The 25,989-nt window shown below is 57.0% G+C and carries 24 protein-coding genes and 1 tRNA gene; 13 read left to right on the plus strand and 12 right to left on the minus strand.

The window, feature by feature from the left end:
- Positions 1–414: 414 nt before the first annotated feature.
- Positions 415–765, minus strand: a complete 351-nt coding sequence (locus ABIQ96_RS21440; RefSeq protein WP_348216688.1) for a hypothetical protein — start codon at positions 763–765, stop codon at positions 415–417.
- A gap of 177 nt (positions 766–942) precedes the next feature.
- Between ABIQ96_RS21440 and ABIQ96_RS21445 the strand changes: the two genes are divergently transcribed.
- A complete protein-coding gene (locus tag ABIQ96_RS21445; RefSeq protein WP_348216689.1) occupies positions 943–1,224 on the plus strand; it encodes a hypothetical protein in 282 nt (93 codons plus the stop codon).
- Positions 1,225–1,738: 514 nt separating this feature from the next.
- Here the strand turns inward: ABIQ96_RS21445 and ABIQ96_RS21450 are convergent.
- Positions 1,739–1,823: transfer RNA gene (locus ABIQ96_RS21450), tRNA-Leu, on the minus strand.
- A 143-nt stretch (positions 1,824–1,966) separates the two neighbouring features.
- Here ABIQ96_RS21450 and ABIQ96_RS21455 point away from each other — a divergent pair.
- The 3 genes from ABIQ96_RS21455 to ABIQ96_RS21465 are packed head-to-tail and all read left to right on the plus strand — an operon-like array spanning position 1,967 to position 6,244.
- Positions 1,967–3,034: an ABC transporter ATP-binding protein gene (locus ABIQ96_RS21455; RefSeq protein ID WP_348216690.1), complete on the plus strand. Its 1,068-nt coding sequence runs from the start codon at positions 1,967–1,969 to the stop codon at positions 3,032–3,034.
- Between the two features lie 13 nt (positions 3,035–3,047).
- Entirely contained in the window at positions 3,048–4,541 is a 1,494-nt protein-coding gene (locus ABIQ96_RS21460; protein WP_348216691.1) for an extracellular solute-binding protein, read from the plus strand.
- On the plus strand, positions 4,538–6,244 hold the full coding sequence (locus tag ABIQ96_RS21465; protein WP_348216692.1) for an iron ABC transporter permease: 1,707 nt from the start codon (positions 4,538–4,540) through the stop codon (positions 6,242–6,244). Before ABIQ96_RS21460 ends, ABIQ96_RS21465 begins: the two co-directional genes overlap by 4 nt.
- 8 nt (positions 6,245–6,252) lie before the next feature.
- On the opposite strand, the gene ABIQ96_RS21470 is transcribed toward ABIQ96_RS21465, so the two are convergent.
- Positions 6,253–7,242 (minus strand): LLM class flavin-dependent oxidoreductase, encoded by a 990-nt coding sequence (locus ABIQ96_RS21470; protein WP_348216693.1) that lies wholly within the window; start codon positions 7,240–7,242, stop codon positions 6,253–6,255.
- 50 nt (positions 7,243–7,292) lie between these two features.
- Positions 7,293–7,865 carry a DNA-3-methyladenine glycosylase gene (locus ABIQ96_RS21475; protein ID WP_348216694.1) on the minus strand — a complete coding sequence of 191 codons (573 nt, stop codon included), beginning with the start codon at positions 7,863–7,865 and terminating at the stop codon, positions 7,293–7,295.
- A 119-nt stretch (positions 7,866–7,984) separates the two neighbouring features.
- Between ABIQ96_RS21475 and ABIQ96_RS21480 the strand changes: the two genes are divergently transcribed.
- Genes ABIQ96_RS21480 through ABIQ96_RS21490 form a run of 3 tightly spaced genes read left to right on the plus strand, consistent with a single transcriptional unit; the run spans position 7,985 to position 9,007 of the window.
- Positions 7,985–8,230 (plus strand): hypothetical protein, encoded by a 246-nt coding sequence (locus ABIQ96_RS21480; protein WP_348216695.1) that lies wholly within the window; start codon positions 7,985–7,987, stop codon positions 8,228–8,230.
- 45 nt (positions 8,231–8,275) lie between these two features.
- On the plus strand, positions 8,276–8,800 hold the full coding sequence (locus ABIQ96_RS21485; RefSeq protein WP_348216696.1) for a metal-dependent hydrolase: 525 nt from the start codon (positions 8,276–8,278) through the stop codon (positions 8,798–8,800).
- 21 nt (positions 8,801–8,821) lie between these two features.
- The gene (locus tag ABIQ96_RS21490; protein ID WP_348216697.1) at positions 8,822–9,007 is read left to right on the plus strand and encodes a hypothetical protein; all 186 of its coding nucleotides are present in this window, start codon (positions 8,822–8,824) and stop codon (positions 9,005–9,007) included.
- A gap of 21 nt (positions 9,008–9,028) precedes the next feature.
- Here the strand turns inward: ABIQ96_RS21490 and glmS are convergent, their stop codons facing one another.
- The 3 genes from glmS to glmM are packed head-to-tail and all read right to left on the minus strand — an operon-like array spanning position 9,029 to position 12,928.
- The gene (glmS, locus tag ABIQ96_RS21495) at positions 9,029–10,870 is read right to left on the minus strand and encodes a glutamine--fructose-6-phosphate transaminase (isomerizing) (RefSeq protein ID WP_348216698.1); all 1,842 of its coding nucleotides are present in this window, start codon (positions 10,868–10,870) and stop codon (positions 9,029–9,031) included.
- A gap of 13 nt (positions 10,871–10,883) precedes the next feature.
- Entirely contained in the window at positions 10,884–11,579 is a 696-nt protein-coding gene (locus ABIQ96_RS21500; protein WP_348216699.1) for a hypothetical protein, read from the minus strand.
- 2 nt (positions 11,580–11,581) lie between these two features.
- On the minus strand, positions 11,582–12,928 hold the full coding sequence (gene glmM / locus ABIQ96_RS21505) for a phosphoglucosamine mutase (protein WP_348216700.1): 1,347 nt from the start codon (positions 12,926–12,928) through the stop codon (positions 11,582–11,584).
- Positions 12,929–13,141: 213 nt separating this feature from the next.
- On the opposite strand from glmM, the gene ABIQ96_RS21510 reads away from it, so the two are divergent.
- Positions 13,142–15,325, plus strand: coding sequence for a carboxy terminal-processing peptidase (locus ABIQ96_RS21510; RefSeq protein ID WP_348216701.1), 2,184 nt, complete (start codon positions 13,142–13,144; stop codon positions 15,323–15,325).
- Positions 15,326–15,687: 362 nt separating this feature from the next.
- Here the strand turns inward: ABIQ96_RS21510 and ABIQ96_RS21515 are convergent, their stop codons facing one another.
- The gene (locus ABIQ96_RS21515; protein ID WP_348216702.1) at positions 15,688–16,308 is read right to left on the minus strand and encodes a PEP-CTERM sorting domain-containing protein; all 621 of its coding nucleotides are present in this window, start codon (positions 16,306–16,308) and stop codon (positions 15,688–15,690) included.
- A 209-nt stretch (positions 16,309–16,517) separates the two neighbouring features.
- A complete protein-coding gene (locus ABIQ96_RS21520; protein WP_348216703.1) occupies positions 16,518–16,925 on the minus strand; it encodes a 2OG-Fe(II) oxygenase in 408 nt (135 codons plus the stop codon).
- A 348-nt stretch (positions 16,926–17,273) separates the two neighbouring features.
- Here ABIQ96_RS21520 and ABIQ96_RS21525 point away from each other — a divergent pair, with 348 nt between their 5' ends.
- Entirely contained in the window at positions 17,274–17,711 is a 438-nt protein-coding gene (locus tag ABIQ96_RS21525; protein WP_348216704.1) for a hypothetical protein, read from the plus strand.
- 10 nt (positions 17,712–17,721) lie between these two features.
- Here the strand turns inward: ABIQ96_RS21525 and ABIQ96_RS21530 are convergent, their stop codons facing one another.
- Positions 17,722–18,111 (minus strand): RbsD/FucU family protein, encoded by a 390-nt coding sequence (locus ABIQ96_RS21530; RefSeq protein ID WP_348216705.1) that lies wholly within the window; start codon positions 18,109–18,111, stop codon positions 17,722–17,724.
- Between the two features lie 17 nt (positions 18,112–18,128).
- Positions 18,129–19,031: an AraC family transcriptional regulator gene (locus ABIQ96_RS21535; RefSeq protein WP_348216706.1), complete on the minus strand. Its 903-nt coding sequence runs from the start codon at positions 19,029–19,031 to the stop codon at positions 18,129–18,131.
- A 182-nt stretch (positions 19,032–19,213) separates the two neighbouring features.
- Here ABIQ96_RS21535 and ABIQ96_RS21540 point away from each other — a divergent pair, with 182 nt between their 5' ends.
- The 4 genes from ABIQ96_RS21540 to ABIQ96_RS21555 are packed head-to-tail and all read left to right on the plus strand — an operon-like array spanning position 19,214 to position 24,502.
- Positions 19,214–20,995: an L-fucose isomerase gene (locus tag ABIQ96_RS21540; protein ID WP_348216707.1), complete on the plus strand. Its 1,782-nt coding sequence runs from the start codon at positions 19,214–19,216 to the stop codon at positions 20,993–20,995.
- Between the two features lie 40 nt (positions 20,996–21,035).
- Positions 21,036–22,010 carry a substrate-binding domain-containing protein gene (locus ABIQ96_RS21545; protein ID WP_348216708.1) on the plus strand — a complete coding sequence of 325 codons (975 nt, stop codon included), beginning with the start codon at positions 21,036–21,038 and terminating at the stop codon, positions 22,008–22,010.
- A 25-nt stretch (positions 22,011–22,035) separates the two neighbouring features.
- Positions 22,036–23,550, plus strand: coding sequence for a sugar ABC transporter ATP-binding protein (locus ABIQ96_RS21550; protein WP_348216709.1), 1,515 nt, complete (start codon positions 22,036–22,038; stop codon positions 23,548–23,550).
- Between the two features lie 10 nt (positions 23,551–23,560).
- Positions 23,561–24,502, plus strand: coding sequence for an ABC transporter permease (locus ABIQ96_RS21555; RefSeq protein ID WP_348216710.1), 942 nt, complete (start codon positions 23,561–23,563; stop codon positions 24,500–24,502).
- A 4-nt stretch (positions 24,503–24,506) separates the two neighbouring features.
- On the opposite strand, the gene ABIQ96_RS21560 is transcribed toward ABIQ96_RS21555, so the two are convergent.
- A complete protein-coding gene (locus ABIQ96_RS21560; RefSeq protein WP_348216711.1) occupies positions 24,507–25,862 on the minus strand; it encodes an Ig-like domain-containing protein in 1,356 nt (451 codons plus the stop codon).
- Between the last annotated feature and the right edge of the window lie 127 nt (positions 25,863–25,989).

Consider the following 25,989-nt stretch of genomic DNA (forward strand, 5'->3'; position numbering starts at 1 on the left):
AATCTGCGTAGGAAATCCGGTGAGGAAGGGTTGGTTTGAGGTCACACGAGAAGCAACCTGATCACCGGATTTCCGACCACTCCTTTCGCCGAAATCTCGCTTAAGTCAGTGCCATTCGGGCCTGCCCTCAATCCACTTTGACACGAGATTGGCCCCATAGGTCTGATCGAGAACAAAACCTTTTTCCATTCGTCCGCCACACTTCGGACACTTCGCAGGTGCGTTCATCCACTCCTTCTACCAAGGTGGTGGCGGGATGTCAGTTGGAATGGGAACGTCAATTTATACCAGCGGGAGCGAGAGCAAGACTCCGAAAACATGACAGACGCGGCACAAGCAGTTCAATGATTCGTCATGTCCACCCCGCTTTGTTGTTGATTCAGTCTGCATGGATTCACGGTTGGCGCCATCGGCTTAGGACTTCCCAAAAAAGCCGCTGATATCGAAATAAACATCCCGCTTCTGGCCGCTAGCCAATTGAACATGCATCACGTCGTAAGCCTTCCCTGCGTTGTTGGCGAGTGACTGCCCAAGAACCTTTGAACCAGGAAAATGTGCTTCCAACCACTCGTATTCGGCTGGGACCCCTTCCGCTTCGCTACGTGCATTGATAGTAATCGCGTTGCGATACGAAGAACCTACTCCAGAGCTCACTGCCACCGACTCGGGGGAGGATGCATGGCCTCGGGCGCTTGGCCCAGTGCTGACGCATGATGATAGCGCTGCCGTAACTGCGGAGAAGCATAGGATGGCGAGTGGCTTCATGGGCGTGGAGATAGACTGGTTCGTGGTCGAACGTTTGAAGTGTGCCACGGCGCGGATCGGGCGTCCAGAGCGACGCGAACTAACGCCGCCCCCCCGTTGGCCATGTCGTCGAGGCCCCGGGGTCTTCCTATCTGATAAATTGTTTGATTCTTGATCTGATTTAGCGTAGAAAGAGCCATGGCCGCAAGTAAACCACTCCAATCGAAGAAAAACCTGACCCGCTTCACCTACGAAACCGCAGCCTTTGAGGGCTGGCGCTTATGCATCAGCTGCAAAGGATCGACGTTCACCAAATACTATTCCGACAAGAAGTTCGGCAGCGGCAAAAAGTCGTTGGCCGCCGCCGAAGCCGGATTGGCGAGCCTCAAAGCCCTGCTCACCGCGTCAAAGTTGGTTGATGGCAAACTCCCTGCTACAACGGTGAAAAAGGCAGACAAGCTTCTCAAGGAAGCCGTTTGATTTGATTATAACGTCGTGATCCAAATGCCCAATGGCCCCATGTGGCCATTGGGCATTTCCTTGCTAGAAGCCGATATCGGAGCGCTCGCTACTGCTATCACCTCTCCCAATGATAACGTCCGGCATTGGATCCGTGGGGAGGCGCGAACAGCATCGTCCATCACGATTCAGTCTACATCGAAGTCATGGAACTGTTTCAAGCCTCCCGCCCCCCCTGCTTCCCGTGTGGCAAATCGAATTCACTCGGTGGCAACCTGGTTTCGTGGTCCGACCATTTCGGGAATCACTTCCCTCGATACTCGCATGCTCAAAGGAAAGTGGGGTTCAGCCGGTTAGCCGGCTCACACGCGGCGTCTTGCTGGCGGCCCTCAGCCTTTTTTTCGAGGAGATGTTTCTTCCATGAATCCACTGATTTAAGGAGACGATAAATTTGCCAAACTTTTTGGCAAAGTGCCTTTCCCGGCACAAAAAAGGGAGCCTTTTCAGGCTCCCTAATTCATTCATCCTCAACAGATGGTGCTCGAAAGAGGACTCGAACCTCCACAGGTTACCCTACTAGATCCTTAGTCTAGCGCGTCTACCAATTCCGCCATCCGAGCATTACCGGTTGGGTGGGCGCACTTGTTAAGGTCCGACCCACGGGTTTGCAAGAGAATCTTCGAAAAAAATGATCGTCACGCATTCAAACTGCTTAGGACTTGATTCATCGCCTCCAAACGAAAGCATGGGGTAGTCAATTGCCATGGAATCCATTCACGCCGAGTCAGTCGTCAAATCCTTCGGAAATACCCGGGCCCTCGACGGAATCACCCTCCACATCGAACCCGGCGAGCTGTTTTTCCTGCTCGGTGCCTCCGGTTGCGGCAAGACCACGTTGCTCCGTTGCATCGCTGGACTGGAGACGCCGACGAGCGGATCGATCCTTTTCGGCGAGCGGGACGTGACGAAAATGCCTCCGCACAAGCGCGAGGCGGCGATGGTTTTCCAAAGCTACGCACTGTGGCCGCACCTTTCGGTGGGACAGAATATTTCGTTCGGCTTGGAAGAGAGGAAGGTGCCTAAGGCGGAAATCAAGCAACGCGTCGAGGAAGCCTTGGAAATGGTCAAATTGCCGGGCTACGGTGATCGGTCGATCGACCAAATGTCGGGTGGCCAGCAGCAGCGGGTTTCCCTTGCCCGCGCCTTGGTGGTAAAACCGAAGTGCCTTCTACTGGACGAGCCTTTGTCGAATCTTGATGCCCAGCTCCGAGTGGAGATGCGCCGCGAAATCCGCCGGATCGTGAAGGAAAATGGACTGACCGGAATCTATGTCACCCACGATCAGGAAGAGGCGTTGGCGATGGCCGACCGGATGGCGGTGCTGTCCTATGGAAAAATCGGCCAGATCGGGACGCCTGAACAAATTTACCGCACTCCGACGAGCGCCTATGTCGCGAATTTCATCGGCGAAACGAATTTGATCACCGGCGAGGCGATCGAAACTCGCGATGGTTACACGCTGGCGAAAACCACCGCAGGACCTTTGGTCGGCCGAGTCTCCGATCCCGAATGGTCCCCTGCCCCAGGCGAAGCGCTGCGATTGTCGATCCGACCGGAGGCATGGCGGCTGAAAAGCGAGGGCGGCGACAATTCGATTCAAGGAACGATCAGCGAACGAAGCTATCTCGGCCAACGCATCCAATATTGGGTGGAGACGACAGCCGGCCGCCAACAGGTGGTCGAGATGAATCCGCACATCATCCAAGAGCCGGGCGATGCTCCGGTCGTGCTTCATTCGCGACACGAAGATGTGGTGATCCTGAAAGCCTAACTGATTTATCGGGATGAAAACAAGAGCTTGGATCATTTTCGGACTGCTGGCGCTGATCGTCGCGCTGCCGATGGCTCTGCGTCGCAAGACCGCTACGACCAGCCCGCACACGGCCAACGATATTCTCGTCATCCTGAGTCCGCACAACGAATCGATCCGCCAGGAATTCGGCGAGGCGTTCGCCGCCCATTGGAAAAAATCAACCGGCCGTTCCATTTACATCGACTGGAGAACACCGGGCGGAACTTCCGAAATCCGGATGGTGCTGGATGCCGGATTCAAGGCTGCGGATGAAACGAAGCGCGACGGCATCGGCGTGGATGTCTTCTTCGGCGGCGGCGAACCGGATTTCGCCGGGCTGGCAAAGAAAAACCGACTCGTTCCACTACGGGTCTTCGATTCCCATCCCGAGTTGTTTGCCGAAGGTGGCCCGATCCCGGAGACCTTCACCGGTGAACGCTACTACGCCGCCAACCATGTGTGGGTCGGAACCTGCATGTCGCAATTCGGCATCTGTTATAATCCGGATGTCCTGCGCCGCCTGAAAATCGATCCACCTGCGAAATGGGACGACCTCGGTGCCCCGGCCTACGAAGGAACGCTCGCACTCGCCGATCCCACGAAGAGCGGCTCGGTCGCGCGGACCTTCGAGGTGTTAGTTCAAAGCGAGATGCTGCGGGAGATTTCCTCGCCGGGAGCGGATCCCCAGAAAGCCAAGGAATCCGGATGGATTGCGGGCCTTCAATTGATCCAGCGGATGGCGGCCAATGCCCGTTATTTCACCGACAGCGCCTCCAAGATACCTCTGGATGTCGGGCAAGGAAACGCAGCCGCCGGCATGTGCATCGATTTCTACGGCCGCTCCTATTCCAATGAACTCACAACGGCGGATGGTGCGCCGCGGGTGGTGTGGATCGCCCCCATCGGCGGCACCACATTGAGCGGTGATCCGGTTGCGGTATTGAAAGGCGCGGAACATATGGATGTGGCACAGAGCTTTGTGGAATTCTGCCTGAGTCCGCAAGGCCAGACCCTGTGGCTTGGAAAACCCGGAACTCCCGGAGGCCCTAAAGACCGCGCGCTCTACCGGTCACCGATCCGCCGCGATGTTTATACTCCGGAAAATCTCGCGAACTCGACGATGCCGAAGGCGCATCCTTACGACGATCCCGGCAACTTTGTCTATCAGCGGGAACTCACCGGCGCATCGTTCAACACCCTGCGCCAACTCGTGAAGATCATGTGCATCGATTCCCACGAGGAAATGAAAGCCGCGTGGAGGGCGATGCGTGAAGCCGGAATGCCGGAAGACGCACTGGCGGTCTTCTCCGACGTTTCGATCGTGAACTATGCCAAGGCCGGCCATGGCGATCCGATCCTTGATGGTCCGGACGCGCTCAAAGCCGCCGACCGCGCCTCCGAACTCGGCGAGTGGTTCCGTGCGAATTACCGCAAGGCAGAGGCCATGGCCCGCGCGAAATCCTCAACCGCCAAGACCACCCGATGAAACGCGGCAATGCCATTTTTATCACGATCATCGTCAGCGTCTTGTTCGCGGTGTTTTTCATCTATCCGGCCGGGATGGTGGTGAAGCAGGCGTTCGAAGGAACCCGTGCCGACGGTTCGCATTTCTTCACGCTGGATTTCATCGGATCGGTTTTCCGGAACCCGATCTATCGGGAAGGACTGTGGAACGCCTTCACCTTGGGAATCGCCAGCACGCTGGCGACGCTGGCCATTGCGTTTCCGCTGGCGCTCATCGGTCATCGCTATGATTTCTTCGGGAAAAACGCGCTCGGCGTATTGGTCCTCGCGCCGATGATCCTGCCGCCGTTTGTCGGAGCGGTGGGAGTGAAGCAGATGTTAGGAGTGAACGGCGCTTTCAACGCGCTGCTCATCAAGTCCGGATTCATGGATGCTGCCATGCCCTACGACTGGCTGGCAAACGGGCGGTTCACCGGCATCGTGCTGATGAACGCGCTGCATCTCTATCCGATTCTCTACATGAACATCGCCGCCGCGCTGGCGAATCTGGATCCCGCCATGGAGCAGGCTGCGGAAAATCTCGGATGCCCGCCGTGGAAGCGCTTTTTCCGGATCACCCTGCCACTGGCCATGCCCGGGGTGTTTGCCGGCGCTTCCATCGTTTTCATCTGGGCTTTCACCGAGCTTGGCGTGCCCTTGGTGTTCGACTTCGCACGGGTCGCGCCGGTGCAGATTTTCGACGGACTCAAAGGCCTCGACAAGAATCCGATTCCTTACGCGCTCACCGCCATTCTCCTGATCGTCGCAGCCGGAGTGTTCGCCTTGTCGAAACTGGTCATGGGGCGTGCGCCGCTCGGCACAGCGCCTCGTCCGAAAGGCCGCTCGACATCGCTTCGGCTCAGCGGGGTGAAATCTGCCGCGTGCTCGCTGTTCTTTCTAGCAGTTTTTCTGGTCGCGGCGATTCCGCATCTGGGCGTCCTGCTGCTCTCCTTCGCCGGACGCTGGTATGGCACGGTAATTCCGGATGAGCTGACGATGCATCATTACATCGAGGCGTTGGGCAATGAACTGGTCGTCCCATCGATTCAGAACAGCCTGCTCTACGCCGGCTGCGCGACCTTGGTGGCGCTGGTCATCGGACTGTCGGTGGCTTGGGTGGTGGTTCGGTCGAATTTAAAATCGCGCAATTTCCTCGATGCCGTGGTCATGCTGCCGCTGGCGGTACCGGGACTGGTGATGGCATTCGGCTATCTCGCTCTCTCTCAGGAAGGAAAGCCATTCCATTTCCTCGTCGGTGCCGGTGGCAGTCCGTTTTTATTGATCGTGGTGGCCTATGCGTTCCGGCGGCTCCCCTACATCGTGAGATCCGCAGTTGCCGGGCTTCAACAAAGCAATCCCACGCTGGAAGAGGCCGCGAAATCCCTCGGAGCCACACCGCTCCGCACGTTGCGACGGGTCGCCATCCCGCTCATCGGCGCGAATCTAGCAGCCGGATCGATTCTCGCCTTCGCCTTCGCCATGCTGGAAGTCAGCGACAGCCTCATCCTCGCCCAACAGGCGCAGCACTACCCGATCACCAAAGCGATCTACACACTTCTGAGCACGCTGGGAAATGGCACGGAACTCGCCGCCGCACTCGGTGTCTGGGCGATGATTTTCCTATCCGTTGCGATTATTGGAGCCGCGGTGTTAGGAGGAAAACGCGGCGGACTGTTCAAGGTCTAGTTTGCTGATCAAAGCGATTTCATCACCTGGGAAAATATCTCGAACGACCGCAGCCTTGCCGCGTGATCGAAAATTTGCGCGGTGCCAATCAACTCATCGGCGGCGGTTTCCTGAATCACCTCTTGAATGCCACGACGGATCGTTTCCGCAGATCCCACCAGCGAGTAACGCACCATTCTCTGAAGATGAATATCCTCCCCGGGTGACCAACGGAGTTTCATGTCGGCGACGGGTGGCTGTAGCTCTCCCGGATTTCCTCGGATCAGATTGAGAAACTGCTGTTGCAGCGAAGTGAATAACAACCGCGCTTCCTCATCGGTATCGGCGGCGAAAACATTGACACCGACAATCGCATGCGGCTTGGGATTGGCAGCCGACGGTTGATAGCCCTGTCGATAGATTTGAAGCGCGGTTTTCAAATAGTCCGGCGCGAAATGGGAAGCGAACGCAAACGGCAATCCTAAATCGGCGGCAAGGCGGGCGCTGAAATCGCTCGAACCGAGCAAATAGAGCGGCACTTTCAGCCCGGCTCCCGGGATCGATCGCAAGGTTTGTCCGGGGATCGACGGCCGGAAATAGCCCTGCAATTCCATCACATCCTGCGGGAAGTTGTCACCGCTGCCGCCGAGGTTTCGCCGCAAGGCACGAGCCACGATCTGGTCGCCGCCCGGTGCCCGTCCCAATCCGAGATCAATCCTGCCCGGATAAAGCGCTTCCAGCGTGCCGAACTGCTCGGCAATCGCCAGCGGCGCGTGATTCGGCAACATGACTCCTCCCGAGCCCACCCGGATGCGGGAAGTTCCACCCGCCACATGGCCGATCACCACGGATGTCGCCGCGCTGGCGATCCCTGGCATGTTGTGGTGCTCTGCCAGCCAATAGCGGTGAAATCCCCAATCCTCCGCATGTCGCGCGAGGTCCAATGTGTTGCGAAACGCCTGGCTGGCATCTCCGCCCGCAATGATCGGAGCGAGGTCCAGCACGGAAAATGGAATCATGGGCCGAACCTAATCCGACCCGCGCCAAACGCAAACCGACCAGGCGGCTACTAAAATTTCCGACTCAGCGAGGTCGATGACGGATCCCCGAAACGCCAGGGAATTTCCGCCGCTCTGGAAATCCCGATGCGTCCTCCCGCCACGGTTTTCACCGACCTTCCCAGCGAGATGCCGCAATCCGGGGCCTCCAGAAAACTCATCCCGTGTGCCGAGCCGTCGATCCCGAAAGCCCGCGTCAATTTCCCCGGCCCGGCTCCCAGCAAATGATCCTTGATGCCGGGCTTCCTCTCCCGCATCCGCTCCAGACCGGATTCCGGAGCCAGCGCCCGGAGCAGCACGAAGCCCGAACCATCATCGCCCTTCACCAGCACGTTGAATAGCCAGTGAACGCCGTAGTTCAGGTAAACGTAGGCATCCCCCGGATGATGATTCTCCACGAAACGCCTCGCCCCGGGACGATTCCACGTGTGGCAAGCCGGATCACCCACCGCGGCGTAGGCCTCCGTCTCGACGATCCTTCCCACGCATCCTTGCCAGTGGAAACTCGCGCCAATGAGTTCCCGAGCGCAGGTCACCGGGTCTCTTTGGAAAAATAATGCGGTGACTCGATCCATACCAGTCATTGGTTCTACAAGGTCACCGCTTGTGCAACGGCAATGTCACTTGAAAATCCCTTGAAATGGAAAACTAACCTGCGTAGTGAAGAAGGTGAAATTTGTTTGATTCAGCAAATGAGAAAACCATGAAAACCAACCCCGATCAACTTGCTGCCCGTCGGTATTCCGACAAACAGCCCGTCCAAGCCGAATCTGGAATCCAGAGACTTTCGGCCGTTGATCCCCCCGAACGGCACAATACCTGGTTCAATAGTTATGACGAAGAATGGGAAGCCTTCGTTGAAGAACACGCGATTCATAAAAATCGTCCCGGCATCAACGGCGACGAACCGGAACCCCTCCCCAGAGTCTGGAATTGTCCGCACGGATAATCCCTGAAAAGATAGCTTTCGAAAATCGGTGATTCGGATGCGCTCATGCGTCGGGTTGTCAGGATTTTATTACCACTGACACACCCGATGGATGTTTTTACCCACGCCCTGGCTCCTGTGATTCTCACCAGGCTTGCCTTTGGTCGGCCCGCGTGGCTCCGTAGTTATGGGTTCCTTGCCATCGGGATCGCCGGTGCCTTGCCGGATTTGCTGAACCCGCATTTGTCGCTGGCGGCTCGCCTCTCCAGTTGGTCGCACGGGCTTCCGTTCTGGCTGCTGTTCACCGTGCTGATGTTCTCGCTGACGCTCTTGAAAAAACTCAAGCTCTCCTGGCAATTGGCCTCGATCCTGTCGTTCAGTTACGTTTTCCACATGTTCTGCGACTCGATCTCCGGCGGCGTGGACTGGTTCTATCCGTTCGGCCATCTCCAGCTGGGGGATTACTTCGTCGATCCGATTTATTGGGTGCCGCTGGACGTCGTTCTATTTTTGATCACCTACTACCTGTTCCGCATGTTGCCGACGCTGGAGAAAACGCGAAGGAATTTCCAATCGTCGAAAGGTGCATGAGGCATTAGAGTTGCCCGAAATATGTTGGAACCCCTCATTACGCTGGTTGCCCTGATCTGGCAGACCGATTCCCAGATGCGCGAACGCCACGTATTTGGTCAGTCCGAAATGGATAAGAGCTCGGGTCGTTTTACCGCCTGGCTTTGTGGTGGAATCATCGGGCTGCTCGCCCTTGCAGGCATCGTTTGGGGATGGCTTGTTTGGTAGCCCCAAACATTCCGTTAGTCCCTATTCCACGGTAACGCTCTTTGCGAGATTCCGGGGCTGGTCGATCTCGCAGCCGCGGAGACGGGCGACGTGATAGGCGAAAAGCTGGAGGGCAACGACGGCGGGAATCGTGGCAACGAGCGGATGGCAACGCGGGATGCTGATGAAGTCGTCCATGCACTCGGCGGTTTCATGGTCGCCTTCGGTGACGATGCCAAGGATGCGGGCACCGCGGGCACGGCATTCCTCGATGTTGCCAAGGGTCTTGTCCTTGCCGGGAATGTCCACGGCGAGGGCGATGATGGGCGTGCCTTTTTCCAACAGCGCGATCGGGCCGTGCTTGAGTTCGGCGGCGTGGTAGCCCTCGGCATGAATGTAGGAAATTTCCTTGAGTTTGAGCGCTCCTTCGAGAGCCACCGGATACATCGGTCCTCGGCCGATGAAGAAGGCATGCTCATTCTTCGAGTAGTCGGCGGCGATTTTGGCAATCTTGTCGTTCTGGAGAATGACCTTCGCAACAAGCTCCGGAATGGCTTCGATTTCACGGGCGAGTTTGTAGCCATCCTCGCGCGAGAAGCGGCGGCCGCGACCGAGCTTGAGCGCCATCATGAGCAACACCGCGACCTGACAGGTGAAGGCTTTGGTCGATGCCACGGAAATCTCGGGACCGGCATGCAGATAGACTCCCCGACCCGTCTCCCGGGCGATGGTGGATCCGACGACGTTGCAAAGACTCATGACGAACGCGCCTTTTTGATTCGCTTCTCTAACAGCAGCGAGGGTGTCGGCGGTTTCACCGGACTGGGAAATGGCAACAACGAGATCGCGGCTGCCGAGGATGGGATTGCGATAGCGGAATTCAGCAGCCTGCTGGACTTCGGCGTGGATGTCGGCGAGATCCTCGAAGGCATACTCACCGACAAGTCCGGCGTGCAGCGAGGTGCCGCAGCCGATAAGGACGACGCGGCTCAGTTCTGCGAGTTCGCGCGGGGAGGTTCCCATGCCAGCGAGAACGGAAGAACCGATGTCGAAATCGAGACGACCACGGATGGCATTGCCTAACGAATCCGGCTGCTCGTGGATTTCCTTGAGCATGAAATGTTCATAGCCACCCTTTTCCGCAGCGGCGGAGTCGAGGCCGAGTTCGGCAATTTCGCGGGTGACCGGGATGTTGTTGAGGTCACGGATATCGACGGAATCGGCAGTAACGATAGCGATGTCGTTGTCGTCCAGATAGATCACACGCTGGGTATGGGCGACGATGGCGGAGGCATCGGACGCGATGATGGTTTCTCCGTCACCCATGCCGATGACGATGGGACTGCCACGACGGGCGGTGATGATTTTATCCGGTTCCTGGGCGGATAGAACAGCGATGCCGAAGGTGCCGTTGACTTGGTGGAGCGCGTCACAAACCGCTTGGAAGAGATCGCCCTTGTCGCAATCGCCGATAAGATGGGCGAGAACTTCGGTGTCGGTTTCGGAGTAAAAGTGATGACCTTTTCCTTCTAATCGGGCACGGAGGGCTCGGTAGTTTTCGATGATGCCATTGTGAACCAGCGCGATGTCGCCGGATTGGTCGAGATGCGGGTGGGCATTGACCTCGGTCGGCGGCCCGTGCGTCGCCCAACGGGTATGGGCGATGCCGGTGGAGGCACGGTGAAAAAGAGCAGCGTCCCAATCGGCGTGGGCCTTGTCGCTGAGCTTGGCGACTTTTCCCGGCGACTTGGAAACGAGGACGCGGTCGTCATCGAGGATGGCAACGCCCGCCGAGTCATAGCCGCGGTATTCGAGACGGCGCAGTCCGTTGATGAGCACGGTGGCTGCATCCGCTTTTCCGATGTATCCGACGATTCCGCACATTTGAATTGGTGATTTAGAGATTGGAGATTGGAGATTGAATGTCCTTCTGGACGATTTCTCCGGGACGCGTGGTGGTGTTTGGCCAGAGTTTGCGGCCCGGGTAGATGGAGGTGTTGATGCCGGTGTGGACGTGGTCGCCGATAATCGTGCCGAACTTGCGGCGGCCGGTATCGACGAGAGTGCCACCCACCATCGAGAGGTGGTTTTTTCCGTCGTGGCGGAGATTGGAGGTGGTGGTGCCGGCGCCGAGGTTGACCTTTTCACCTAACACGGAATCGCCAATGTAGGAGAGATGGCCGACGTTGGTGTTGGAAAGGATGAGGCAGTTCTTGATCTCGACGGACTGGCCGATGTGGCAGTTGTCGCCGATGCTGGTGTTGCCGCGGATGTAGCAGTTAGGTCCGATTTTGCAATTGGCTCCGATGATGACGTTTCCTTCGATGAAGACACCGGGCAAGATGCGGGTGCCGGGGCCGATGTGGACGATGCCTTCGATGACGGCAGAAGAATGGACCTCGCCTTGGATCAGATTATCAGTTAGGAACGAAATATAGAGTTCGTTCGCCCGGAGCAAATCCCACGGGTAACGGATGACAAAGTCACTGGGGAGCCAACCTCCATGCTGGGAAAACGGCACGTTGCCGATAGGGAAATCCGCGATCTTCCTGTGGAGGGACAGCGTGCATGGATAGATCGGTGCGTCTGACATTGTTATCCGATTTCCTCGTGAATGGCGGTGGAGAATTTCGCGACCCACGAGCGGACCTCCTCGGCCTCGCGATGTTCGACGAGAACGCGGATTTTGTTTTCCGTGCCTGAATAGCGGATCAAATGCCGGCCGATTTCCCCAAACTCCGCAGTGGCTTCCCGCATGAGTTTCTGGAGCTTGGGCAAGGAATCAAGCGGTGGCTTCGATGGCACGGTCATGTTGGCGAGCTCCGCCGGATATTCGTGCATTACGGCGGCGAGTTCCGCGAGGGTGGACTTTTTCTCGTCCATCATCCGCAGGACCTGGAGAGCGCTGAGGATGCCATCGCCGGTGGTGACGTGGTCTCCGAAAATGAGATGGCCGGAATTTTCCCCACCGAAGGAGTAACCGTTCTTCCGCATGCATTCGATGACGCTGCGATCTCCTACGGCGGTGCATTCCACTTTGATTCCGTGCTTTTTCATGGCTTCGATGAGTCCGAGATTGCTCATGACGGTGGCGACGAGGGTATCGTGCTTGAGTTTTCCTTGTTCCTTCAGGCCGATGGCACAAAGGGCGAGAACTCGGTCACCGCTGACAACCTGCCCGTTTGCATCGGTGAAAATGACGCGGTCGGCATCGCCATCGAAGGAAATGCCGAGATCAGCCTGGTGCTGGCGAACGAGTTCTCCGGCGGCTTCGGGATGCAGAGCACCGCATTTGGCGTTGATATTGAGGCCGTCAGGTTGATTTCCGATTACGATGACCTCGGCTCCGAGTTCCTTGAAAATGAGCGGGGCGATGAAGTAGGCGGCGCCGTGACCGCAATCGATGACGATTTTTTTTCCGTGCAGAGGGATGTTGTCGGCCGTGTGTTTGGCGAATTCGATGTAGCGGCCGCGGGCGTCGTCGATTCGGGTCGCTTTGCCAATTTGTGCGGGAGGCAACGGGGCAGCCTCTGGTTCGTCACCCATAATGTGGCGTTCGATGAGGGCTTCGAGGTCGTCGGAAAGCTTGTAGCCATCGGGTCCGAAAATTTTCAACCCATTGTCTTCGTAGGGGTTGTGGGAGGCAGTGATCATAATCCCGGCAGTCGCCCCCATCGATTTTGTCAAATGCGCGACAGCGGGAGTCGGCAACGGACCGACAAGATAAACGTCCATTCCCATGGAAACGAGGCCGCTGGTGAGGGCGGTTTCCAACATGTAGCCGGAAATACGGGTATCCTTGCCGATCAAGACGCGGTTCCGTCGCGAGCCTGATGACCTGAGGACATTGGCCACGGCTTTTCCGGTCCTGAGAGCGACTTCGGCTGTGATCGGGAATTCGTTGACCCGGCCTCGAATACCGTCGGTTCCAAATAATTTCATGGTGCGTTTCAAAGTTTCCGGAAGCCGATGAGTTCAATATTTAATGAACAAATCAAGACAAAACCCGCAACTCCGCCCGCCCGCAAAGATGCAAGACAGGCCACCAGCTCAGTGACGTTATCTTTCCTGGAAGCCAATTGCCCGCTTGCCCGGTCTTCGATCACACTCGACAATCACCGGCACGGAGGATGCTCACCGTCCCACTAGAACCAAATGAAACCTAAGTTCAAAATCATCATTCCCGCGGTCACGATCACGGCCTCCCTGATCACCTCCTACGCGGTGGCATTCGGTTTCCGGAACGAGGAGCGCCTCGATGCCGAGGGCACGGATGCGGCGATCACGGCCCTGACCTCGAAGCTGCTGGAGAACTCTCAGTTCGCGCATCAACAGCTCAATGATGAAATGGCGGGCAAGTTTCTCGACCGCTACCTCAACGCACTCGATGGCGGCCACATGATTTTCCTTCAAAGCGACCTCGACGAATTTGCCCGCGTCCGTCCGAAGCTGGCGAAGGCCACACGCGAGGAGGGTGACAGCAAGATCGCCCATACGATTTTCAAATGCTACCTCGAACGCCTCGGTCTGCGGGCAACGTTCATTTCCGACCTTCTCGCCAACGAAAAATTCGATTTCTCAGCGGACGAAAACTTTTCCTACGACCGCAAGGAAGCCCCTCACCCTGCCGATATGGCAGCGGCAAAGATCCTGTGGACCCAGCAACTCCGCTACGAATTTCTTCAGGAAAAACTCGCGGGCAAAAAGGACGAGGAGATCACCAAGACCTTGGGCCGCCGGTCGACGCGGCTCGTTGAGACCATGAAGAAGCTCGACGAAAAAGCGGTTCTCGAAATCTATCTGGAGGCGCTGGCCCAAGTTTATGATCCGCACTCGGATTACATGGGTCCCGAGCAAATGAAGAGCTTCGAGATCACGATGAACCTTTCGCTCATCGGCATCGGAGCGACGCTGCAATCTCAGGATGGCTATTGCAAGATCATGGAACTTGTTCCCGGTGGCCCTGCCGCCCGTAGTGGCTTGCTGAAGAACGGCGACCGTATCGTGGGAGTCTCCCAGAAATCAGGAAACGAATTCACCGATCTCATCGACTTGCCACTCTCACAGGCCGTCGATCTCATTCGCGGAAAAAAAGGCACCCCGGTTTTCCTAAACGTCATCCCAGCGAACGCCGCCGATGACAGCGTCCGCAAGAACATCACCATCGTCCGGGAAGAGATCAAACTCGAGGATCAGCAGGCGAAAGCACGCATCATCGACATGCCGTCCGGTGATGCCGCGCAGCGCATTGGAGTTATCGATCTTCCCGCCTTCTATGCCGGAGAAGGAAATGCCAAAGCCGGCCCGACCTCCGCCACGGCGGATGTTTCCAAGCTGATCACCAAGCTGAAAGACGAGAAAGTGACCGGCCTGATCCTCGACCTCCGCCACAATGGTGGCGGATCGTTGCAGGAAGCGATCAGCCTCGCGGGGCTTTTCATCCCATCCGGCCCGGTCGTCCAAACACGCAGTCTCGATGGCGAAGTGGAAATTGGCAAAGACCGCGATGGCAAGGTTGCCTATGACGGCCCACTGGTGGTTCTAACCAGCCGCTTCAGTGCCTCCGCCTCCGAGATCGTCGCCGGGGCATTGCAGGATTATGGACGGGCCGTTGTCGTCGGCGACACCTCTACCTTTGGCAAAGGAACCGTGCAGACCATCGTTCCGTTGGACCGGATCATGCAAGGGCAAGGACTGATCCCGAATGCCGATCCCGGAGCACTGAAAGTCACTATCAGTAAATTCTATCGCCCCAGCGGCAAATCTACCCAGCTCGAAGGCGTAAAGGCCGATGTAGTCATTCCGTCGCTAAGCGATTTTCCGGAAATCGGCGAGTCGGACCTCGGCAATCCCTTGCCTTGGGATACGATCGAAACGGCGAAATTCACCCCTTCTAACCGCGTGACGGCGTCGATCGATTCGCTGCGCACCCGTTCCACGGACCGCATTGCCAAAAGTCCCGATTTCTCAGCACTGAAGGCGGAAGCCGAACGCTTCAAAAAGCTCAGGGAGGACAAGGTGGTTTCGCTCAACGAAGCCAAGCGTCTGAAGGAAAAAGAAGAGACCAAGGAACGTGCGGAAAACGCGAAAAAGGAACGCCTTGCACGCGGCACCAATCAGCCCAAAACCTACGAACTTACTCTGAAGACACTCGCCAAGCCGGGGCCGGGAGAACTCATCACTCAGGAGAAACCCAAAATCAATCCGGATGCAGACTTGGACGGCGAAGATGATCTTCCTGTTGAACCAACCGATGACATTGTCCTCCATGAGGCGCGCAATATCCTGATCGACTACATCGGCCTGTTGAAAGGCCAGCCCGTGGTTTCTCAGCGGTGAACGGAATTAAGAATTTCTAAAATCAGCGGAGTCCATCGTCGGGCCAAGGTCCGACGGACAAGGAGCCACGACACTTGCCGAGTCTCTAAAGGTCGTTCTTTTTCATCACATTTGGAAGCACCAACAGAAGCGTGGTGCCTCCTTGTTGACAAAAGCCTTTGGTCGACGGATTGATTAACCTAAGGTCCGAGAATTGGGTTTATTTTTGGCGAATCACAAAAAGGAGATCATTGATCCCCGGCAAAGCTACTTTTCACTAACGAAAAAGCGCCCGTTGCGAAATTCCCAGGAATTTCCAGCGCGCGCTTTTCTCATCTCCCGCCGCTTCGGACAGGAGGTCTCCGCAACCATCGTTCAATGAATCAATTCCGACGACGACGGAACAAAAACAAAGCGGAAAGTGTGAACAAACCTGCGGAAGCCGGCTCGGGAATCGCGTTCCACGTCACCACATCCTGGCGGTCCGCATTTGTCAGAAAAGTGACGTTTGCAGCAGTGTAGTTCGGTGCCTGTGCCAGATACTGGTTCGCCAGCGTGATGGTATCCTGATTCAGCGGTGAAGTGATCCTGACATTGCCGTCGGAAAGCGAATAGGAGGAGAGGGATTCAGTCGTGACTTCCCAGATCGCCCACTGCACCGCAGCGGCATCTTCCGCCGTTTGAGAAGAGGCCAGATAGCCACCTACCAATCGGGCGATGGTGTCTGTATTGGTCAGCGACAGCGGATTCTGGACCTGATAGACGAGGGTTTCGCCGTAAGACAGGCCTTGGGTCGGCTCGATGCAAAACGCGTCGAATTCCGTGAATTTCGAAACGCCCGACGGGTAGGCTTGGATGAAGCTGCCGTTGTCAACTGTTCCAGTGACGGCGATTCCGGGATCAATTCCGATCAAAGTCGCGGGGAGGTTTTGTCCTTTAGCCTTAGCTGCCGCAAAGGCGGCCGCGATAGCTACCGCGCAAATCAGTAGTTTCGTAGTTTTCATGGGGGGAGGCCCGAAAACTACGTAACCCCATCCGTGAGATCAAGGTAACCGAAGGATCAAAATTCGATACCCACAAAATCCACGGCCATGCAATTCGTTTTCAAAGACTTACAACTACTACCCATTAAAATACTGCTGATTTACAATCAATCCTAGTTATAAATCATCGTTAAGCATGTAGCAAAAACAGGGTCACCGGGGCATTTTTCTCACCGTTGTCGAAACCAACCGGTAATACTCAGCCGCGACTTATTCGCAGGCAGGACTTCGTGCCAGAAGTCCCCTGCCATGAAGCACACCAGCGTACCCATCCGAGGCTCAATCAACACGAACTCGCCGTCTCGGTCGCCGACGGTTGTCCACAGCTTCAACTCCCCGCCGTCGCCCGGCTTCCAATCGGGGTTCAGGTAAAGGATCACCGTCACGATGCGATCGCTGGTCCCCGAATGCCGATCCAAATGGGCTTTGTAAAATGCTCCTTCCGGATAAATCGCGAAATGCCCTTCGAACTCGAAAAGCCCCAGATAAAACCTTTGATTCATGGCCAACCGCAACGTCTCCAAGGTGGCCAGATAGATCAGTTGCTCCGCCGAAAAACCCTGCGGATCCAGCCACATGACCCGATCGCCCCTGATTTCCTCACGGACTTCAAGGTTCCGCCCCCGCCCCACTCCGGCAGGACGGAAATCACCGTTTTTCCAAGCCAATTCGCACTCATCCTTCAATCTGAGGGAATCCGCCAAATCGATGCACCCCGGGATGGCGGCCCACCCTTGCCGGTCGATTGCATTCATCAATTCTTCCACTCAACCCAAGAGCACGATTGCCGGGAAGCATGCGAGACAATTCCCGGAAACGAATTTTGAAATTTGCCAATCCAAACGATTCGAGGCATCGTGTGATTTGAAATCCGGGATGAGGTGGTTCTCCTCCATCCCGAGGTTCCGCTTGGAATACTCCCCCTCATGTCCACATCAACGGATTCCGTCACCCAGGTAATTCTCGTCGGGCTGGTCGCCGGTGTCCTCTTCGCCATCTTTGCTTGGCGCAGCACGGGAATCACCGGGCGGGTGTTTTTCGGATTGGTGGCCGCCTGCCTGCTGGTCCCTAGCGGCATTCTGATCGTGGGTAAAAATCCGTGGTTGATCGATGCCCGCTTCCGCACGTTCCAAATTTTTTACTGGAACATCCGGGTCGGCATGAGTCGGGAGGAAGTGCTGGCTGAAATGCGGAACTGGTATCCACCAGATCAGTCTAACAAGCCACCGACGATTGCCGACGACTCGGCGACCAAACTGGAGTTTTTCATGACGCCGGAATCCACAGCCGAACCGGACCACGAAGGCATCGTTCTGAAAATGCAGGATGGCAGGGTGATGGGAAAGGAATACGCACCGGACTGATGGATTTCTATCAGACAGACTCGAGGATGATGTTGCCATACGGCGTCGCGTCGCCGGTGCGAATCAACCCGATGGCATGGGGAACGCGCTTTTTGAAATCGACGTGGGCCTCGCGGGTCAGCGGGATTTCGCCGAAGGATTTGGCGAAGCGGGCGACTGTTTCGGGCGTGTTGGAACCGACAAACTCGTCCGCCTGCCAGATCCGGCCGATCTTGAAAACCGGTGTCAGTAGGTCCAGCACGTCGAGCACGGTCGGGATGTTGTGGGTGAGCGAGATATCCACGGTCTCGATTTCCGGCCAGTAGGGAAACGCCCAATCCGAGATCACCAAGGTGTTGGTGTGGCGGATGCGGGCGATAAGATTGAGGACGTGGGGATTGAGGATTCCGGTTTGGAGCATGGAGGGATTTTCCTGTTTCAGCGGATTTCGTCAACCTGCTTCCGGTTGCTCCACTGGGGATGCATCGTTTGCCGGAAGCGTGAAGGCGGGACGTGATGGACGGATTTGAAAACGCGGGAAAAGTGGAAGGCATCCTTAAACCCGAGCGCGGCGGCGACGGATTTTACCGGAGCGTCGCTTTCGAGAAGCATTCGCGAGGCGTGTTCCATCCGCAGGCGTGTTAGAAATTGATACGGACTTTCGTCGTGGTACCGCGCGAACAACCGGCAAATGTAGGGGGCGTCGATACCGCAGCCGCTGGAGATCCCTTCGAGAGTGGTGATTCCGATGAAGTTCCGTTCGATATACTCCTTGGCTCGGGAATAGGTGGCGAACGCCGCACCGTCGGTATTTTCCTCATCCGTCGCGTCATCCCGGCACATCAGCAGGAGTTGCCGGGTAATGGTCGCACAGAGTGGCCGAGCCAATCCCGATTTGCGGATCCCCCGGTCGATGAGCGTATCAAAAGCCCGCCGGATGAGTTCGCCTTTGGGACAACGGGAAACAAATCCTGACGGCATGCCGAAGCTCTCTAGAAAGGCCTCAACTCCTGATCCTGTAAAGCCGACAAAATATTTTCCTAACGGATTGGTCCGCGAACTTTCGATCCGGTGAAACTGTGACGGGCCATACACGAAGAAACTCCCGGGAATCAGGGTTGCCTCGACTCCACCCAGCCACAGGCGGCCTTCTCCATGACTTACAAATTCCAGCGAATACCACGGAAAGTCCCGGCGATCGATTCTGTAGTCTGCCGCACAGCGCTCGAATCCACCGAAAACAACCGAAAATTCTTCATTTTCGACCAGATCGAGAAAAAACAACCGGGACGATTCGACGTCGGATGAGACGAATGAACTGGCGGTTTGTGCATTCTTCACGAGGGAAATCAACAAGGAGCACACTCTCCGATCAAGACAATATTATCCATCTCATCCCAGAATATTCATGTAACGACGATCGGCATTCAAAGACTCTCTTCACACAATCAGAAAAATTCGGCTGACAATTACAAAGTTCATGCCATACCTCGGGCCGCTCAACCCATTTCAAACCCGTCCTCGTGAAGAATTCACCCTATCCAAAAATCGGCATTCGTCCGGCCATCGACGGTCGGCTCGGCGGTGTCCGCGAGTCCCTCGAGGAGCGCACCATGCAACAAGCCGAAGCGGTGGCCGCGTTGATCGCCGCCGAACTCTGCTATCCTGACGGCTCGCCGGTGGAATGCGTGATCGCCGATACCTGTATCGGCGGCGTGAAGGAAGCCGCCAATTGTGCGGATAAATTCAAGAACTCCAACGTGGGCGTCTCGCTAACAGTTACCCCCTGCTGGTGTTACGGGTCCGAGACGATGGACATGGATCCTCATTTGCCGAAGGCGGTCTGGGGATTCAATGGCACCGAACGTCCGGGAGCCGTCTATCTGGCAGCAGTCCTGGCAGGACACACGCAAAAGGGGCTGCCCGCGTTCGGCATTTACGGCAAGGACGTGCAATCCGCGACCGATACCGCAATCCCGGCGGACGTCCGGGGAAAGCTCCTCTCATTCGTCCGTTGCGGTCTCGCGGTCGCCCTGATGCGCGGCAAAAGCTACCTCTCCATGGGCGGCACATCGATGGGCATCGCCGGCTCCGTCGTCGATCCATCGCTATGGGAAAAATGGTTCGGCATGCGCGTGGAAGCCATCGACCTCACCGAGTTCGTCGGCCGCATGAGCAAGGGCCAATACGATCAGGCCGAGTATGAAAAGGCTCTGCCGTGGGTCAGGGAAAATTGTCCGGAAGGAACAGATTACAACTCCCCCGCCACCACCCGCACCCGCAAACAAATTGATAGCGAATGGGAGGACAGTGTGAAAATGACGCTCATCGCCCGCGACCTGATGATCGGAAATCCCAAACTCGCGGAAATGGGCCTCGGTGAACAGGCCCATGGTCACAACGCCATCGCCGCCGGATTCCAAGGGCAGCGCCAATGGACCGACCACTTTCCTAACGGAGACTTCCTCGAAGCCATTCTCAACTCGTCCTTCGATTGGAATGGCAGGCGCGCGCCCTACGTCGTCGCCACGGAAAACGACGCGCTCAACGGCGCCGGCATGCTCTTCGGCAACCTTCTAACCAATACTGCCCAGATTTTCGCCGACCTCCGCACCTACTGGAGTCTTGACGCGATCGAAGCCGCCAGTGGGAAAAAATTTACCCACCCGCTCGTCGGCGACGGCATCCTTCATTTGATCAACTCCGGCCCTGCCGCTCTCGATGGCACCGGTGAACAGGAATCCAACGGCCAGCCCGCGATGAAACCGTTCTGGGAGATCACCGATGCGGAAGTGGAAAAATGCCTCAAGGCCACCACCTGGCACCCGTCCATCACCGAATATTTCCCCGGCGGCGGACTCAGCACCCGTTTCCGCACGCGCGGCGGAATGCCCGCCACCATGGTGCGGCTCAATCTCGTCGGCGGTCTCGGCCCAGCGCTCCAAGTGGCCGAAGGTTACACCATCGACCTACCGGACGACGTGCATGATGCGCTCGATCAACGGACCAATCCCACTTGGCCGACCACATGGTTTTCCCCCATCCTCACGGGCAAGGGAGCCTTCACCAGCACCTACGAAGTGATGAACCACTGGGGAGCCAACCATTGCGTGATGACCTGCGGCCACGTCGGACATCTTTATCTGACACTCGCCTCAATGCTGCGGATCCCTGTTTACATGCACAACGTCGCCGACGATCGGGTTTTCCGCCCGAGCGCATGGACCGCATTCGGCACCGCCGATCCCGAAGGCGCGGACTTCCGTGCCTGTGCCAACTACGGTCCGCTCTACGGAAAAATCTAGCCAGCCACCTGCAAAATCCATAGGTCTCTCCAAACCCATTATGAAATCCATCCCACTTCTCGCCATCGCGCTTTCCGCCTTGCTGACCGGCTGTAACAAGTCCGGAAAATCCGGTCAACTGAGCGTCGCCGTCATCCCGAAAGGCACCACGCACATCTATTGGAAATCCGTCGAAGCCGGTGCGAAAAAAGCCGCTGCGGAACTCGACGTGAAGGTCACTTTCATCGGACCGCAGCGCGAGGATGACAGGTCCCAACAGATCGATCTCGTCACCAACCAGGCACTGCAGAATGACGCCATCGTGCTCGCCCCGCTGGATGCCGTCGCGTTGCGCGACTCCGTCAAAAGTGTTTCGGAAAAGGGCAAGCCCGTCGTCATCATCGATTCCGGCCTCGCCGACAGCGACTCGTTCATCACCAGCTACGTCGCGACCGACAACCGCGAGGGCGGACGGATCGCAGCACGCCGCATTTCCGAAATTCTATCAGGCAAGGGCAAGGTTGCCGTGCTGCGCTACATGCAGGGCAGCGCATCGACCGAGCAGCGTGAGGAAGGATTTCTCGAGGAAATCAAGAAATCCCCCGGCATCGAAGTGGTGAGTTCCGAGCAATTCTCCGGCGCCACCGCCAGCCAGGCGCAGGATGTCGCCACCAATCTCCTGACTCGTCTCGCCGCCGGTGACGGCCTCTCGATCCAAGGAATTTTCTGCAGCAACCAGACCAACTCCTACGGCATGCTCCAGGCCCTTCGCGGAAAGAATCTGGCAGGCAAGGTCAAGTTCGTCGGCTTCGATTGCGACGCCACCTTCATCGACGCACTCAAGAAGGGCGAGATGCATGGCTCCGTTCTCCAAGACCCGCTCAACATGGGCTACCTCGGCGTGAAAACCGCTGTCGCCAAGCTCAAAGGCGAGAAGGTGGCGCCGGTCATCGACACCGGTGCGACGTTGATCACGCCGGAGAACCTGAGCGATCCGAAGGTCGCCGCGTTGATCGACACCCAGTTGCCCAAGTAACAGGCGACACGGTCACATTTCCACCATGTCCTCCACTCCTCCACGCCTCGTCATGCGGGGCATCCGCAAGACTTTCGGCCCGACCATCGCCCTCGGCCGTGTGGACCTTGAAGTCCTGCCAGGTGAGGTCCATGCGCTCGTTGGGGAAAACGGCGCGGGGAAGAGCACGTTGATGAAAATCCTCTCCGGCGCCCACATGGCGGACGGCGGAGAAATGGAAATCGACGGACGGATCTATCAGCCGCGCAATCCGCTCGACGCCCGCGCGGGCGGTGTCGGCATGATCTATCAGGAATTATCCATCGCGCCGCATCTCACCGTCGAGGAAAACATCGTCCTCGGCATGGAGCCGATGAGTGGCCCATTCGTCGATCGCAAGGCAATGCGCGCCCGCGCGCTGGAGGCACTCGCCCATTTCGATCATCCGGACATCAAGCCGGACGCCATCGCGGGAAAACTCTCCGTGTCCGCGCTCCAGCTGGTGGAAATCGGCCGATCGCTGGCGATGGGCTGCAAGCTGCTGGTCTTTGACGAACCCACGTCATCGCTGGCGCAGAAAGACATCGAACGCCTTTTCGCCTTGATCGACCGGTTGAAGGCGCAGGGAATTTCCATCATCTACATTTCCCATTTCCTTGAGGAGGTGAAACGCCTGGCCTCGCGCCTCACCGTGCTGAGGGACGGCTCGGTGGTCGGCACGCGCGATGTCGCAACCGTCAGTCCCGAGGAAGTCGTTTCGATGATGGTCGGGCGTGATGTCGAGGATCTTTATCCGCGGACCCATCACCGGCAGGGCGCGAAACTGATGGAGATCCGCGATCTATCAGGCCGCGAGAAGCCGCAGTTCGTGAACCTCGATCTCCATCGGGGCGAGGTCGTCGGCATCGCGGGTTTGGTCGGCTCCGGACGTACTGAATTCCTGCGGGTTTTATTCGGCTTGGACGGCGTTAAATCCGGAGAAGTCGTTATCGGCGGAAACTCCGGATCCGCCACACCACGGAAACGCTGGCAACAGGGACTCGGGCTGTTGAGTGAAAACCGAAAGGAAGAGGGGCTGGCGTTGAATCTATCCATTGCCGACAATGTCACGCTCACCTGTCTGGAACGTTTCGGCAGCAGCGGCACGCTCTCGCCGAAGAAACAACACGCTGCGGCTTCCACATGGATCGATCGTCTCGGCATCAAATGCCAGGGTCCGGCCCAACCGGTCGGCGCACTCTCGGGTGGAAACCAGCAAAAGGCGGCGTTCGCTCGCCTGCTGGAACATGATGTGGACGTGCTTTTGCTGGACGAGCCCACACGTGGAATCGACATCGCCGCGAAGGCGCGAATCTATGAGGCGATTAACGAAGTGGTGACCGACGAAAAACGTCCGCGCGCCGTCATCATGATTTCCAGCTATCTGCCCGAGCTGTTCGGGGTTTGCGACCGCATCGCCGTGATGAGCCAGGGCAGGTTGACCCGCGCTGTTCCCGTTGAAAAACTAACTCCCCACGACGTGATGCTCGTGGCCACCGGCAAGGCCGCCGACCTTCCCTAAAATTTCCAACATGTCCTCGATCCGCCTGAAATCCGCCCTCACTCTCCTCGGCCCGTTCATCGCGCTGCTCGTGGTTTACGCCATTTTCGGGATGATGAATCCCGCGATGTTCACCAAGGATGTCCTGCTCAGCCTGCTCACGCAAACCGTCATTGTCGGGACCGCAGCCATCGGCATGACGCTCATCATCATCGCCGGCGGAATCGATTTGTCGGTCGGCTCGATCATCGCCCTGTGCGGTGTGGTCGCGGCGATGCTGGTCACAAAAGGTTGCCCCGCCGCCGCCGTTTTCCTCACCACCATTGCTTTCGGCGGACTGTGCGGCTTGCTCAACGGCGGACTGACAGTGGGCCTCCGGCTGCTGCCCTTCATCATCACTCTCGGCACGATGCAGGTTTTCCGAGGCTTGGGAAAGGTGGTGACTAACGGAACGCCGGTGAACCTCCCCTTCGACGTAACCTCGTTCAAGCCCTGGATGGGCGGCGCGGGAATTCCGTGGGGTGTGTGGCTGATGGTTTTGTTAGTTATTCTTTTCACATTGCTCCTTCGCTACACACGCTTCGGCCGCCACATCTTCGCCGTCGGCTCCAATGAGAACACCGCCACGCTCTGCGGAGTGAATGTCGGAAAGGTCAAACTGTTCGTTTACATGATCAGCGGCGCGCTCGCCGGACTGGCTGCGGTAATGAATATGGCAAAATCCTCGCAAGGCGATCCCACCACGGCGACCGGCTTGGAACTGGACATCATCGCCGCCGTCGTCATCGGTGGCGCCAGTTTATCCGGAGGCGAGGGCACGGTGCTGGGAGCGGTGATCGGGGCGTTGCTGATGACAACAATCCGCACGGGCTGCGTCCTCAACAGCATCCCCACTCCTTGGACGGAAGTAATCACCGGAGCGATCATTATCATCGCGGTGATCATCGACCGTCTTCGTCACCGCAAAGCGTGAGGATTTATTGGCGACCGATTCGATAGAACATCTTCGGCTGGTTGCCGCTGACAGGCAGCGTATCCATGAGTTCGATGTGAACGGGTGTCGTGACCACCGTGGTGTCAAGCACTTCCCAGTGGATAAGATCCGTCGAGCGCTCCAGCACATAAGAACCGGTCTTTACCACTGTCATGCCAACGGTCATGGCACCAGGTCTGCCTGCCAGTGACGGGGTGTTGGCGCTTTCGGCAACGATGGGAATCGCATCCGATTTCTTCGGCCCTGTCACACTGACGTTGTCCAATAGCAGGTCGATCGAGCCGGAAACGGGAGAATCGTCTCTGAAACTGAGCGTGGTGGTGGTGGTGTCTGCGACAAAGGTGTATGTATAGGACTGCCAACGATTGGCTCCTGCTCCGGTTCCGTAGAAGGTGAGGGTCTGCGACAACTGGTTGATCCCACCCACCACATTCACCATCAATCTTTGCATGCTTGTATTATAGGCGATGATTCCCGAATCAAACTTAAGGGTGTAAGTCTCGCCAACGACAGTAGGGAAGGATTGGGAGATCATTCCGCCGGGCGCCAGATCACGACTGTTGAACACGACCAGCTTGCCGCCGTCAGTTGCCACATAGGGTGAAGCCGTTTCTATCGATTGGTTGCCGGTGGTGATCCAGCCGGAATAGTTCGATTCAAAGCTGCCGTTGGAAAGCAACTGGAACGTCGGTTTTTTGACACTCACGTCAACGATCGCCGCTGCTGAGTCATACACGCCGTCGTTAGCATGATAAACAAATGAATCGATGCCGCTGAAGCCGGCATAGGGAGTGTAGGCAAAGCCACCGTTGGAATCGAGGGAAAGAGAGCCATGTGATGGAGCCGAATCCAAAACCGCGGTCAACGAGGAGGAGTCCAGATCTGTATCGTTGGCAAGAACACCATTGGCGGGAACCGCCAACCGAGTGTCTCCGGTGATCGAGTAAGAATCGTTGAGCGCTTGTGGCCGCGAAGTGACCGGCACTACAAGTTCGTCGGACGGTTGCCCCTCGATACCGGTGCTTGATATGGCCTTCACAGCGAAATAGTAGGTCTGTCCTGACAGGAGCTCGCCCACTGGAATCGTCGTCACGTTTCCGGTATTGTATTGCCGTGAGTATTGGTTGCTCGCGGTCCCGACATACACTCGGTAACCTTGGATGTTTGCCTCGGGAACGGCATTCCACGCCAACGAAAGAGTCAGATTGGATGGCGGCGTCAGCGCGGCGTTTACTCGTTGAACCGAAAATGCGATTGCGGCCGAGACGATGGGAATTAGGATTTGAAGGAGCCGAGGCGGTGAGGATGTTGGGTACGAAATTGGGTTTATAACGAACATGACATACGGTCACATGATCTCTGTCTTATGACAGTCCATCGAATGCCCATTATCGAGTGGGGTGAAATCTTATCGCCGTGTCGGACAATCTCCCTACATGGAAATGAGGAACTTGGATGAAAGATCT

Origin of the sequence: Luteolibacter sp., from assembly GCF_039920825.1 — a bacterium.
Lineage (GTDB): Bacteria > Verrucomicrobiota > Verrucomicrobiia > Verrucomicrobiales > Akkermansiaceae > Luteolibacter.

Coding starts and splice junctions, on each gene's coding strand:
- ABIQ96_RS21440 (WP_348216688.1), bottom strand. CDS start 765: ATGAAGCCACTCGCCATCCTATGCTTCTCCGCAGTTACGGCAGCGCTA.
- ABIQ96_RS21445 (WP_348216689.1), top strand. CDS start 943: ATGGCCGCAAGTAAACCACTCCAATCGAAGAAAAACCTGACCCGCTTC.
- ABIQ96_RS21455 (WP_348216690.1), top strand. CDS start 1,967: ATGGAATCCATTCACGCCGAGTCAGTCGTCAAATCCTTCGGAAATACC.
- ABIQ96_RS21460 (WP_348216691.1), top strand. CDS start 3,048: ATGAAAACAAGAGCTTGGATCATTTTCGGACTGCTGGCGCTGATCGTC.
- ABIQ96_RS21465 (WP_348216692.1), top strand. CDS start 4,538: ATGAAACGCGGCAATGCCATTTTTATCACGATCATCGTCAGCGTCTTG.
- ABIQ96_RS21470 (WP_348216693.1), bottom strand. CDS start 7,242: ATGATTCCATTTTCCGTGCTGGACCTCGCTCCGATCATTGCGGGCGGA.
- ABIQ96_RS21475 (WP_348216694.1), bottom strand. CDS start 7,865: ATGACTGGTATGGATCGAGTCACCGCATTATTTTTCCAAAGAGACCCG.
- ABIQ96_RS21480 (WP_348216695.1), top strand. CDS start 7,985: ATGAAAACCAACCCCGATCAACTTGCTGCCCGTCGGTATTCCGACAAA.
- ABIQ96_RS21485 (WP_348216696.1), top strand. CDS start 8,276: ATGCGTCGGGTTGTCAGGATTTTATTACCACTGACACACCCGATGGAT.
- ABIQ96_RS21490 (WP_348216697.1), top strand. CDS start 8,822: ATGTTGGAACCCCTCATTACGCTGGTTGCCCTGATCTGGCAGACCGAT.
- glmS (WP_348216698.1), bottom strand. CDS start 10,870: ATGTGCGGAATCGTCGGATACATCGGAAAAGCGGATGCAGCCACCGTG.
- ABIQ96_RS21500 (WP_348216699.1), bottom strand. CDS start 11,579: ATGTCAGACGCACCGATCTATCCATGCACGCTGTCCCTCCACAGGAAG.
- glmM (WP_348216700.1), bottom strand. CDS start 12,928: ATGAAATTATTTGGAACCGACGGTATTCGAGGCCGGGTCAACGAATTC.
- ABIQ96_RS21510 (WP_348216701.1), top strand. CDS start 13,142: ATGAAACCTAAGTTCAAAATCATCATTCCCGCGGTCACGATCACGGCC.
- ABIQ96_RS21515 (WP_348216702.1), bottom strand. CDS start 16,308: ATGAAAACTACGAAACTACTGATTTGCGCGGTAGCTATCGCGGCCGCC.
- ABIQ96_RS21520 (WP_348216703.1), bottom strand. CDS start 16,925: ATGTGGCTGGATCCGCAGGGTTTTTCGGCGGAGCAACTGATCTATCTG.
- ABIQ96_RS21525 (WP_348216704.1), top strand. CDS start 17,274: ATGTCCACATCAACGGATTCCGTCACCCAGGTAATTCTCGTCGGGCTG.
- ABIQ96_RS21530 (WP_348216705.1), bottom strand. CDS start 18,111: ATGCTCCAAACCGGAATCCTCAATCCCCACGTCCTCAATCTTATCGCC.
- ABIQ96_RS21545 (WP_348216708.1), top strand. CDS start 21,036: ATGAAATCCATCCCACTTCTCGCCATCGCGCTTTCCGCCTTGCTGACC.
- ABIQ96_RS21550 (WP_348216709.1), top strand. CDS start 22,036: ATGTCCTCCACTCCTCCACGCCTCGTCATGCGGGGCATCCGCAAGACT.
- ABIQ96_RS21555 (WP_348216710.1), top strand. CDS start 23,561: ATGTCCTCGATCCGCCTGAAATCCGCCCTCACTCTCCTCGGCCCGTTC.
- ABIQ96_RS21560 (WP_348216711.1), bottom strand. CDS start 25,862: ATGTTCGTTATAAACCCAATTTCGTACCCAACATCCTCACCGCCTCGG.